Below are 11840 nucleotides of genomic sequence, written 5' to 3' on the forward strand. Positions count from 1 at the left end.
CCATCCGAGGGCGATGATCACGCCTTCTGTGCCTCGCCGGTGCGCTCCTCCAGACCGACCCGGCTGCGCCGGTAGCCGTAGAGGGCGTAGACGGCGAATCCGAGCACCATCCAGATCGCGAACCGCAGCCAGGTCTCCAGCGACAGGTTCAGCATCAGGTAGACGCAGATGATCGCGGACAGGATCGGGATCACCGGGTTGCCCGGCACGGTGAACGACCGCTTGATGTCCGGCCGGCTCTTCCGCAGCAGCGGTACGGCGATCGACACCAGCGTGAACGCGGCCAGTGTGCCGATGTTCACCATCTCTTCCAGCTTGCCGATCGGGGTGACCCCAGCGATGATCGCGACGACGATGCCGATCCCGATCGTCAGGCGGTACGGCGTACCCCACTTCGGGTGCGTCTTGCCGAGCTGACGCGGCATCAGGTGGTCGCGGCTCATCGCGAACACGACCCGCGCCGCGCCGATCATCAGCGTCAGGACGACGGTGGTCAGACCGGCGACCGCACCGGCGGAGATCAGCGTCGCGAAGCCGCCCCGGCCGACGGACCGGAACGCTTCGGCCAGCGCGGCCTCGCCGTTGATGTCGGTGTACTTCACCATGCCGGTGATGACGATGCAGACCAGCACGTACAGCACGGTGCAGATCGCCAGCGAGCCGATGATGCCGCGGGGCAGGTCGCGCTGCGGGTTCTTCGCCTCTTCAGCCGTGGTCGCGACGACGTCGAACCCGATGAACGCGAAGAACACCAGCGACGCGCCGGACACCAGACCCATGATGCCGAACGTCGAGGGTGTGAAACCGAACAGCGCCTGGAACAGCGGCGTGGTGATCGTGACGTCGCCGTTGGGGGCCGGCACGCTCGGCGGGATGAACGGCGTCAGGTTCGAGCCCTTGATGTAGAACAGGCCGGCGATGATCACGAACAGGACCACGAACAGCTTGATGCCGACCAGCACCAGGTTGACCCGCAGCGACTCCTTGATCCCGATCGTCGCCAGCGTCGCCAGCACGAGCACGAGCAGCATCGCCAGCACGTTCACATGGCTGTCGGGCCCGATCGACGACGGCCAGCCCAACCCGATCTGATCGAGGAACAAGGCGGCGTACGTCGACCAGCCCTGCGACACGACGCTTGCCCCGAGCATCAACTCGAGCAGCAGGTCCCAGCCGATGATCCAGGCGAAGATCTCACCGAGGGCGAAGTACGAGAACGTGTACGCCGAACCCGACACCGGCACGGTCGACGAGAACTCTGCGTAGCACAACGCGGCCAGTGCACAGCAGACCGCGGCCAGGACGAAGGACAACGCGATACCCGGGCCGGCGTACAGCTTGGCCGCGCGGCCGGTCAGGGTGAAGATACCGGCACCGATGATGACGCCGATGCCGAAGACGGTCAGGTCTATCGCGGTGAGGCGTTTCTTGAGCTGGTACTCCGGCTCGTCCGTGTCGGCGATCGACTGCTCGATCGTCTTCTTCCGCACAAGACTCATCTGCGCCTCCTCGACTGCGTCTTCTCAAAGACAGGGACGGAACCCTTCGAGGTTGCCCCTCTGACAGCGCGAGGTCAAACCGCCACTCAGCGTCGTGGCTTGTATGTTGCCAGCGACGTCCACAGAGTCGCTTCGGTGAGACCGGTGCGTTCCATCAGGATCCGGTCCCGGGCGGCCTGGTCGGTGCCGTTCCTGGCCATGTCCTCGTACAGGTCCTCGACCTTGGCGAGCCCGATCCGCTGGACGAGGAACCGGACGGCGAGCCAGCTCACGCCGTACACGTCGGCGGAGTTCTGGTAGAAGCCGGCGTCGCTCGGTAGTGAGGACAGTTGCGGCAGCGCCTCGTCGATGACCTCCTGCTCCCATTTGGCGACCTCGCCGGGTCCGCTGATCGCCTCGATCCCCTTCCAGGACACGTACTCCGCGGCGCCTTCGGCCAGCCAGAGCGGCTCGTACCCGCCGAGGTCCGCGGTGGCGACGTGGGTGATCTCGTGCGACAGCAGGATCTCGTCGACCCGGTCGCGCTCGTTTGGGTTGATCACGATGTAGCCGCCGGCGACCGTACCGTCGGCGGTGTCCTGACCAGGCAGCGACGAGAATGTCGAACCGGTGCTGGCCGCGGACTCGATGTCCTCGTCGGCGAACCGCGCGTCGCGTACGTCGGTCTCGTCGAGCGCGATCACGAGCACCGAGCCGTTCCACTTGCGCGGCCAGTACGCCGTGACCTCGTTGAGGCCCTCGGTCGCGGCGGCCACGATCGCCCGTCCGCGTTTCGTGTCACCCCTCTCGACCACCGCGAGTACCCGCGGCCCGCGCTGGACCTCGATCCGGCCCAGGTCCCAGGCTTCGCGATGGGCCCCCGGGCCGAGGTCGGCGTCCAGGTCGTTGTCGTCGGTGAGCAGCCAGTGGCCGGCCCGGGAGATGAACGTGTAGCCGAGTTCGGTCGTCACCGGCGTGAAGTCGACCTTCGGGATCTGGTACCGCATCAGCACCCGCACGAGGTACGTCGTACCACCGTGGGCCCGGACCACCGCTGGGTTGAAACGCTCCTCGGCCTGGCTGTACCCGAGCTCGGTGAAACCGATCTCGACCAGATTCGCGAACAGGATCTTCTGCTCGGCGCGCAGCTTCTTGTTGGCCGGATCGACATCGGCGAGGAACAGCGCCTCGTTGCCGGTCTGCACGGCCTGCGCGCGGCGAAGCAGGATCGAGTCGACGGCCAGCCGGCGGGCGGCGATCTGGGCCGCGATCCGCGACGGCTTGGTCGCCTTCGGCGCGGTCGGGGACGCGGTCTGGACGATCGCCGGGTGGCTGCGGGCGTCCTGCTCGCGTTGTTCAACGGTGTAGACCACTCCGCCCGACACCGCGGCCACTGCCAGTACGAGCCCCAGCCAGCGGCGGGGGCCGGTGGGCGGCCGTGATTCAGGCGTCGTTGCACTCACTTCGGGTTGGTTCCCCTCCGAGTACCCGATGGTCGCAGACGGGTCACCCTAACCGACCTTCGCGCTTTATGCTGCCGCGGCAGCCTTCAGGGCGGTGAAAAGTCCCGTCTCGGTCATCCCGATGTGCTCGAGCATGATCCGGTCGCGTTCCTTCTGGGTCGAGCCCATCGCCGCCAGCTCGCGGTACAGCGTGCCGACCTCGGTCCCGCCGAACCGCGTGAACAGGTAGTCGAGCGCGAGCCAGGACAGCGGGTACGAGCTGTCGGCCTGGTCGAAGAAGGTCGCGTCCGCGGGCAGACTCTTCGCCTTCGCGAGGTACTTCGTCCGGACGTCCTGCCGGTACTGCGTGATCGCCAGGTTCTTCTCCCCCGCCATCGGCAGGAACTCGACGTACGTCGCGGCGCCCTCGACCAGCCAGCGTGGCGCGTACGGACCGTACGGCGCGGTGGCGACGTGGGTGAACTCGTGGGCGAGTGTGCGCGCATCGACCTTGCTGCGGTTGAAGGGGTTGATGACGACGTACGAGTCGGCCCGCTCCCCCGCGGCGGTGACCTCGCCCGGCAGCGTGCGGTACACCCAGGTCGCCATCGCGATCGCGTCCTCGGCGTTCTTCGGCTGGGTGTAGTCCGCGCCGCGAACGAGCTTGTCGTCGAGCGCGATCACGACACCGGATCCCTTCCAGCCGCCGGGCCAGCTCTTGGTGACGGCCTGTACCGCGCTGAGCGACATCGAGACCAGCTTGGTCGCGAGCGTGTCCTGGCCCTTCTCGACGACGACCAGCACGCGCGGCGCCCGCTTGACGAGGACCGGGCCGGAGTCCCATGCCTCCTGGTGCGAGCCGCGCGGGAGGCGCTTGTCGATGTCGGAGTCCGAGACCAGCATCCAGGACCCGTTCGCACGCTGGGTGAACGTGTAGCCGAGCATCGCTCGAACCGGGACCAGGTCGATGCCGCGGATCTGGTACGTCATCGCGACGGCGACCAGGTACGTCGTCGGGCCGTCCTTCTGCACGATGCTGTCGTCGTACTGCTGGGACAGCTGTTCGTAGGTCAGCTTGGCGAAACCGAACTGGCGAAGGTTCGTGAACAGAACCCGCTGGCTCTCGACGAGACGCGTGTTGGCGGGATCCAGGTCGGCGAGGAACTCCGTCTCGTTACCGGCCAGCACGGCCTGCGCGCGCCGCTTCAGTACGACGTCGACCGCGGCCGTGCGAGCGGCGAGGTCGACGCTCGCCGTGCTGGCGGCGCCGTCCGCCGAGCCGTCGGCGCGCTGGCTCGAGCGATGCAGCGCGAGACCGCCCGCGACTGCGGCGCTGATCAGGACCAGCGACAGCAGGACCGGCCAGACCCGGCTCAACCGCCGTCGGGCGCCACCGTGGCGGCTGTGCCGCCCTGCCTCAGCCACGGTTCTGGGTCCTGGTCAGTGACGTGCCTAGGCGTTGCCCGGGCGGTCGCCCGCCGGGTCGGGCGTGTCGAGGGCGTCGCCGTGGTGCTCCGACAGCAGCTCGGTGATCTCGCGGGCCAGCTCCTGCCCGGTCAGGCCGATCTCCTGCAGTACGACGGGACGCTTGGCGTGTTGCAGGAACTCCTGCGGGATGCCGAAGTCGCGGATCGGGGTCTCGATGCCGGCGTCACGGACCGCCTGCGCGATCATCGACCCGCATCCACCGGCCCGGCCGTTGTCCTCGACCGTGACGACGAGCTTGAAGTCCGCGGCCAGCGCGACCAGCTCGGGCGCCACCGGCTTCACCCAGCGCGGGTCGACCACGGTGACACCGAAGCCGTGTGCCTCGAGACGGTCCGCGACATCCATCGCGGTCGCCGCCATCGCGCCGATGCCGACGAGCAGTACGTCGTTGCCGGTCCGCTTGAGCACGTCGAGCTGCCCGATGCGGTCGATCGCCTCGATGTCCGGGCACACCTCGCCCTTCGAGTACCGCAGTACGGTCGGGGCGTCCTCCACCTCGACCGCCTCGTTGAGGAGCTCCTGGACCCGCTTGCCGTCACGTGGCGCGGCCAACCGGAGGCCGGGCACGACCTGGAGAATCGACATGTCCCACATGCCGTTGTGGCTCGGGCCGTCGTCACCGGTGACGCCGGCGCGGTCGAGGGCGAACGTGACGCCGCACTTGTGCAACGCGACGTCCATCAGGACCTGGTCGAAGGCACGGTTGAGGAACGTGGCGTAGATCGCGACGACCGGGTGCAGGCCGCCCATCGCGAGACCGGCCGCGCTCGTCACCGCGTGCTGCTCCGCGATGCCGACGTCGAACGTCCGGTCCGGGAACTCGTCGGCGAAGCGGGCCAGGCCGGTCGGATGCAGCATCGCCGCCGTGACCGCGACCACGTCCGGGCGGCGGTGGCCGATCTTGACCAACTCGTCGGAGAACACGTCCGTCCAGCCGCGCGGCTTGTTCGCCGGCCGGATCTGGTGGAAGTTGTCCTCCTCGTCCTGCTCGGCGGCCAGGTAGCCGAAGCCCTTCTTGGTCACCGCGTGCACGATCACCGGTCCGCCGAACGCCTTCGCGCTGCGGAGCGCGTCCTCCATCGCCTCACGGTCGTGACCGGCCACAGGTCCGACGTACTTGAGGCCGAGGTCCTCGAACATGCCCTGCGGGGCGAGCATGTCCTTCAGGCCCTTCTTGATCCCGTGCAGCACCTCGTACATCGGCGGGCCGACATACGGCGTACGGCCGAGGTTCTTCTTGATCAGGTCGAGAACCTTCTCGTACCGCGGGTTGGTGCGGAGCGAGGTCAGGTGCGTCGCGAGGCCGCCGACGGTGTCGCTGTACGACCGGCCGTTGTCGTTGACGATGATGACCAGCTTGAGGTCCTTCGCGGCGGCGATGTTGTTCAGCGCCTCCCAGGCCATGCCGCCGGTCAGACCGCCGTCGCCGATCAGTGCGACGACGTGGCGGTCCTCCTTGTTCAGCCGGTACGCCTTGGCCAAGCCGTCGGCGTACGACAGGGCTGTGGAGGCGTGGCTGTTCTCGATGATGTCGTGCTCGGACTCGGTCTGGCTCGGGTAGCCGGACAGGCCGCCCTGCTGACGGAGCGTGTCGAAGCGCGGGGCGCGGCCGGTGACCAGCTTGTGCACATACGCCTGGTGGCCGACGTCGAAGACGAGGCGGTCGCGGGGCGAGTCGAAGACGCGGTGCATCGCCAGGGTGATCTCGACCATCCCCAGGTTCGGGCCGAGGTGACCCCCGGTTCGGGAGACGGTCTCGACCAGCACGTCCCGGATCTCCGCCGCGAGATCGGTGAGCTGCTGATCAGTCAGCTTCTTGAGGTCCTCCGGACCTCCTACCGTCTCCAGCACGCGCATCGAGCTCCTCCCGCAGGTCTTTCTCGAATGCTTGAGTCTATGCTCGCCTTGCCCGGAATCCGAACTCGGTCACGGGCCGCCGAGCGGGGTTCGGGCCGATCTTGGGCAATCTCACACTCCAAGACGCTTCCCGGGAGTCGTTGGTTCGGCGTGGTGTGCGTCTCACTTAGAGTCATCGGTATGGACCTGGTGAGGACCCTGTTCCGGAAGTACGACGGGCAGCCGCATCGCCTGGTCGAGGCGATCCGCCTCGGCGAGGACGAGTACGGCCTGTGGGTCGGCTCCGTCCCGGGCACCCAGGGCCAACGCGCCGACGGCAGCTGGAAAACCATCGACCACCACCGCGTCCGGCTCTTCCCCCGCGGCCAGTGGTGGAGCGCGCTGTTCAACGACGAGCCCCACCAGACCGCCATCTACTGCGACATCACCATGCCGGCCGAGTTCGGCGTCGACTCCGTGACCCTCGTCGACCTCGACCTCGACATCCGGTTGCTGCGCGACGGCACCGTCCACGTCATGGACGAAGACGAGTTCCACGCCCACCAGATCCGCTACAACTACCCACCCCAGGTAGTAGCCACCGCCCAGGCAACCTGCGACCACCTGGCCGCCACCATCACGACCACAGAACCCTTCACCACCGCCTACAAGCCCTACCTGGAACTCATCCGGAGTATGTGAACGCCGCAACCGGCCCCCGTCGGCTAGGAGCCCCCCTGAGCCGACAAGGGCCGATCACGTGTGTCGGGGTTAGTCCGGCACCACACCATGCTCGGTGGCAATCAGCGACTGGTCCACTCCCCACCGCAAAGTTGCAGGAAGTTGCAGAAATGACCCGGCGGCTCCTCAGGGTGGCTGCAGCTGAGTGCGGCGCACCTCTGGGTCGATAGGTTGAGGGGTATGCGTGATGTTCGGGTGGTGTATCGGAAGTATGACGAGAAGTTGCACTGGCATCAGTGGATGCGGTTTCTCGGAGAGGATGAGTACGGCGTGTGGCTGGGGGCGCCGGCGGGGTCGGTGTCGCAGCGCGGGGATGAGCCGGTGGTTACGCAGGAGCAGGCTCATGTGCAGTTGTTTCCGCGGGGCAAGTGGTTCACTGCGATTTTCAACGACGAGCCGCGGTACACGGAGATCTATGCGGACATCACCACGCCGGTGGAGTTCTCCGATGATGTGGTGACGATGATCGATCTCGATCTGGACGTGATCAAGCGCCGGGACGGGAACGTGTTCATCGACGATGAGGACGAGTTCGCGGAGCATCAGGTGCAGTACGGGTATCCGGCCGAGGTGATCGCGACCGCGCGTGAGACCTGTGACTGGCTGGTCGGTGCGGTGTCGACCGACGAGCCGTTCCTCACGGTCTACAAGACGTACCTCGACAAGATTCGTTAGGCGAAAGCCCAGGCCGCCATCAGCGGGAGTTCCCTGCGCCAGAAGTCGTCGCCGTGAGAGCCGGCCCGCTCGGTCAGTACGACGTCTGCCTGGGCGTCGCGGAGCGCGTCCGCCCAGCGCGCTGCGTTCGCCAGGAACCACTCCTCTTCCGTGCCGCCGACGAAGTACGCGCGTGGCAGCAAGCTCCCCATGTCGCCGGGCGGCTGGTATCCCCCGCCGGGCGATGCGCAGAAGATCGCGCCGTAGATGTCGGGGTGGCGAAGCCCGATCGCGAGCGCGAGTTCGGCACTCGCCGAGACACCGAACACCGCCGTACGTCCCGCGGGCAGCGCGACGTCGAAGCGCTTACGCACCCACGAGCGGACGTCCTCGACGAAGAACTTCTCGTGTGCCGCGAACCGCTCCGGCTCGAACCCGGGCGAGTACTCGTGGATCCGCTCCAGCTCGTCGTCCAGGCGGTGCGTCGCGACGAGCAGCGTCGGCGGTACGTCGTCCGCCGCGTTGAGGAACTCGCCCCACTGCGAGATCAGCTGGCCGTCGCCGGCGAACACCACCGCCTCAGGTGTCTCCGCCGGGACGTACGCCGTGACTTGCCGGCCGCCGTCGTACTCGAACCTCTCGGTGACTGCTGCCATCCGCTCACCGTACCGAGTGCAGGGCCAACGTGCCGCCCTTGAGCATCATCACTCCCGGCAGCGGTCCGCGCTGTCCGGCGTACATGTCGGCGATCGGGGCGACGGTGAGATACAAGTTCTCACCCGCCGGTACGTCGACCGCAATCGCGGGCAGCTCGATCGTGCGGAGTACGCCGCGGGCCGGGTGCTTCTCGCGCAGCGGCATCGTGTTGTTCTGCACGACTTTCGCGGTCAACGGGCTCTTGCCGACGCTCAATGCGAAGTACGCCGCGGATTGCGGAAACACTGTGTAGACGTGGGCGGTCAGCGTCGGCGTACCAGCGATCGTGAGCGGGCCGCGAGCGATCGGAAGGTTGACGGGCAGACCGACGCCGGTCGGGGCGACGATCTTGCCGAGGCGATAGTTCTTGTTCGGCGTCAGCTTCTGTTGCGTGAGGCAACGACCTGCAGCCGTCGACAGGTGGTACGTGCCGAAGCCGGTCAGACCGGTCGACTTGTGCAGCAACTCGAGCTGCATGAACCGGATCGAGAGAGCGGCGAAGTTCGGCGATCCGAGAGCGATCGAGCACGGATCGCCGGCGGTCGCGAAACCGGGCGGTACGACGCTGGGCAGTGTGTGACCGCCGTTGTACCCGACGAAGATCGAACGGGCCCGTGCGCGAGCCGTGAGCGCGCGGTCGAAGTTCGCGAGACCCTGATTGAGGTTGAAGAGGTTGTCGGAGATGCCCTGCCCGAACAGGACCGGGATATCGAGCTTGCGTCCTTGCTGCACGTGCCAGGCAGGCCCGTTGTGCGCGAAGAACGCATCGAGATCGCGACCGGCCTTACCCGCCGGCCACGCGCCAGTGGCGATCAATGCCACGAACGCGGCCGACACAGCAGGCGGAAGATGCGTGCCGCCGCCCGCGAACAGGATCGACAGCCACATGGTCCGCGCGGCCTCCTGCGGCGCGAGGCTCTGCTTGAGGTCCCACCAGGTGACCTCCGGCGCGAGCGCGTCGAACCGGGTCCGACCGCTGTCGCGCAGCTCGGTGAACGCGCCGGCGAACTGGTACCCGCCGCCGTACGACCCGCCGATCGCGCCGATCAACGGATCGCCGGGGCGTTGCTTCGTCACCCAGTCGAGGCCGGCGACCAGGTCGACGAGCTTCACCACATCGCGACCCTCGAAGTCCGGGTTCATCACGTGCGCGACGCCCGTACTCTCGCCGAAGCTCCGCTGATCGAAGCTCAGTACGCCGAAGCCCGCGTCCAGCCAGTCCTTGAATGCGGCCGGGTCCTTGGTCCGGCTCCCGCCCCATCCATGACTGTGGAAGATCAACGGCACGGTGTGCTGCGCGGAAGCCGTCGGGGGCTTGAACAGCGAGTAGCAGATCCGTACGGGCGTCGTAGTACCAGGCTCTGGCACCGATGCGACACATCCGTTGACCACCGTGCTGTCCGCGGCCGCGGGGACCACCGGCGAGAACAGCAGGGCGACTACACCCGCCAGAGCAAGCACACGACGACGCATCCATGACTCCTGGTGATCGGCTGATCACACGCTAGAGGACTACCTCCCGGCTGACCAGCCCGAACTCAGCCGTGGGCGAACCGACCAGTGTAAATCCGCGCCGCACTGCGACACTGTGCGCGTGCATATCGCGATCGAGGTCGTAGCCCTCGTCGCCGTCGTCGCGGCCGGTGCCGCGCTGGCGCGGCGGATAGGGGTCTCGGCTCCCCTGCTGCTGGTGGTCATCGGGATCGCCGTGTCGTACCTGCCGTTCATCCCCCGGATCGAACTCTCGCCCGAGGTCGTGCTGGTCGGATTCCTGCCGCCGCTGCTCTACTCGGCCGCGATCAAGACCAGCCTGGTCGACTTCACCAAGCACCGGCGGTCGATCGGTCTGCTGTCGGTCGGCCTCGTCGCGTTCACCGCGCTCGGCGTCGGTCTGGTCGCCTGGTGGTTGCTCGGCGTGGTCGCGCAGTCGATCGGTCAGGAGCCGCTGCCGTTCTGGGCCGCGTTCGCGATCGGCGCCGTCGTCGCACCGCCCGATGCGGTCGCCGCGACCGCGATCGCCAAACGCGTCGGCCTCCCCCGCCGGATCGTGACGATCCTCGAGGGCGAGAGCCTGATGAACGACGCGACCGCGCTCGTCTGCCTCCGTACGGCGCTTGCCGCGGCCGTCGTCGCCCCGACCGTCCTGCACGTGAGCCTCGACTTCCTGCGCGCGGCGGGCGGCGGCGTACTCGTCGGCCTGGTGGTGGCGATCGTCCTGGCGAAAATCCGCCGCCGGTTCACCGATCCGGTCCTGGACACCACGCTCAGCCTGACGGCGCCGTTCATCGCCTACATCGCGGCCGAGAACCATTACGTGCACGCATCCGGCGTACTCTCCGTCGTCGTCACCGGGCTGCTGCTCGGGCACAAGGCGCCGATCATCCAGTCGGCGAAGTCGCGGATGTCGGAGCGGACCAACTGGCGGACGATCCAGTTCCTGCTGGAGAACATGGTCTTCCTGCTGATAGGCCTGCAGACGCGGTGGATCCTGGACGCGCTCGGCAACAGCCCGCTCCCGGCGTGGCTGATCGCGACGGCCACGGTCGCGGTGTTCCTCGCGGTGGTGCTGCTGCGGCCGATCTGGATCATTCCGACCACGCTGCTCTCGCGGCGGGTGCTCGGTCCGTCCCGGCCCGGACCGGTTTCGCGGCGCGCGCTGATCATCCTGTGCTGGGCCGGGATGCGCGGCGTGGTTACGCTGGCGGCGGTGTTCACCCTGCCCGAGAGCACGCCGCATCGCGAAGTACTCGTCTTCATCGCGCTGACCGTGACCGCGGGCACGCTGCTCGTCCAGGGGTCGACGCTGCCCTGGCTGGTACGGCGGTTGCGCCTGCCCGGCCCGGACCCGGCGGAGGACGCGTTGCAGGAGGCCGCCGTACTGCAGGGAGCGCACCGCGCCGCGATCGAGAAGCTCGACGAGATCTCGTCACCGTCGGACCCGCCGGCCGTGCTCGACGTACTGCGGCAGCGGGGTGAGGCGCGCGCACAGGCCGCGTGGGAGCGGCTCGGGCGGCCGGAGACCGAGTACGAGACGCCCAGCGAGGCGTACCGGCGGTTGCGGATCGCAATGCTCGAGGCGGAACGTACCCACATCCTGAAGGTCCGCGACGCCGGACTGGTTGCCGACGAGGTGCTGCAACGGGCACAGAACGCGCTCGACATCGAGGAGTCGATCCTGGACCGCGACGAGGACGACGACGTCGGCGGGCGCTCGGAGGATCTGCGGCCGAAGATGCTGCCCGGCGGCGAGTGCGAACACCTCGCAGAATCGCCGGTGGTCGTCGCGCCGAACACGCCGGACGGCTGCGAGGAATGCCTGGCCGACGGCACGTCCTGGGTGCACCTGCGGCTGTGCCTGGGCTGCGGCCACGTCGGGTGCTGCGACTCGTCGGAGATGAAGCACGCGAGCAAGCACTACGACGCGGAGAAGCATCCGGTGATGCGCAGCTTCGAGCCCGGCGAGACGTGGCGATGGTGTTTCGTCGACGAGAAGCTAGGTTGACGG

9 protein-coding genes are annotated in these 11840 nt (G+C 67.7%); 3 read left to right on the forward strand and 6 right to left on the reverse strand.

The features are described from left to right. Positions 1 to 17 precede the first annotated feature (17 nt). The 4 genes from AB0J62_RS27970 to dxs all read right to left on the reverse strand — a co-directional run bounded on the left by AB0J62_RS27970 (position 18) and on the right by dxs (position 6265). Positions 18 to 1499 carry an amino acid permease gene (locus AB0J62_RS27970; protein ID WP_363877270.1) on the reverse strand — a complete coding sequence of 494 codons (1482 nt, stop codon included), beginning with the start codon at positions 1497 to 1499 and terminating at the stop codon, positions 18 to 20. An 86-nt stretch (positions 1500 to 1585) separates the two neighbouring features. Beyond that, the gene (locus AB0J62_RS27975; RefSeq protein ID WP_363877272.1) at positions 1586 to 2941 is read right to left on the reverse strand and encodes a hypothetical protein; all 1356 of its coding nucleotides are present in this window, start codon (positions 2939 to 2941) and stop codon (positions 1586 to 1588) included. Between the two features lie 66 nt (positions 2942 to 3007). After that, positions 3008 to 4345, reverse strand: coding sequence for a hypothetical protein (locus AB0J62_RS27980; protein ID WP_363877274.1), 1338 nt, complete (start codon positions 4343 to 4345; stop codon positions 3008 to 3010). 27 nt (positions 4346 to 4372) lie between these two features. Further along, the gene (dxs, locus tag AB0J62_RS27985) at positions 4373 to 6265 is read right to left on the reverse strand and encodes a 1-deoxy-D-xylulose-5-phosphate synthase (protein ID WP_363877276.1); all 1893 of its coding nucleotides are present in this window, start codon (positions 6263 to 6265) and stop codon (positions 4373 to 4375) included. Positions 6266 to 6445: 180 nt separating this feature from the next. Between dxs and AB0J62_RS27990 the strand changes: the two genes are divergently transcribed. Both AB0J62_RS27990 and AB0J62_RS27995 read left to right on the forward strand, forming a co-directional pair. Beyond that, a complete protein-coding gene (locus AB0J62_RS27990) occupies positions 6446 to 6946 on the forward strand; it encodes a DUF402 domain-containing protein (protein WP_363877278.1) in 501 nt (166 codons plus the stop codon). Between the two features lie 219 nt (positions 6947 to 7165). Beyond that, on the forward strand, positions 7166 to 7660 hold the full coding sequence (locus AB0J62_RS27995; RefSeq protein ID WP_363877280.1) for a DUF402 domain-containing protein: 495 nt from the start codon (positions 7166 to 7168) through the stop codon (positions 7658 to 7660). Here AB0J62_RS27995 and AB0J62_RS28000 read toward each other — a convergent pair. Both AB0J62_RS28000 and AB0J62_RS28005 read right to left on the reverse strand, forming a co-directional pair. After that, complete coding sequence (locus tag AB0J62_RS28000; RefSeq protein WP_363877282.1) at positions 7657 to 8295, reverse strand: alpha/beta hydrolase-fold protein; 639 nt, start codon at positions 8293 to 8295, stop codon at positions 7657 to 7659. The genes AB0J62_RS27995 and AB0J62_RS28000 overlap by 4 nt on opposite strands. A gap of 4 nt (positions 8296 to 8299) precedes the next feature. Next, positions 8300 to 9808, reverse strand: coding sequence for a CocE/NonD family hydrolase (locus AB0J62_RS28005; protein WP_363877284.1), 1509 nt, complete (start codon positions 9806 to 9808; stop codon positions 8300 to 8302). A gap of 121 nt (positions 9809 to 9929) precedes the next feature. Here AB0J62_RS28005 and AB0J62_RS28010 point away from each other — a divergent pair, with 121 nt between their 5' ends. Continuing rightward, positions 9930 to 11837: a Na+/H+ antiporter gene (locus AB0J62_RS28010; protein ID WP_363877286.1), complete on the forward strand. Its 1908-nt coding sequence runs from the start codon at positions 9930 to 9932 to the stop codon at positions 11835 to 11837. The last annotated feature ends 3 nt before the right edge of the window (positions 11838 to 11840 follow it).

Source organism: Kribbella sp. NPDC049584, from assembly GCF_040675555.1.
GTDB lineage: Bacteria > Actinomycetota > Actinomycetes > Propionibacteriales > Kribbellaceae > Kribbella.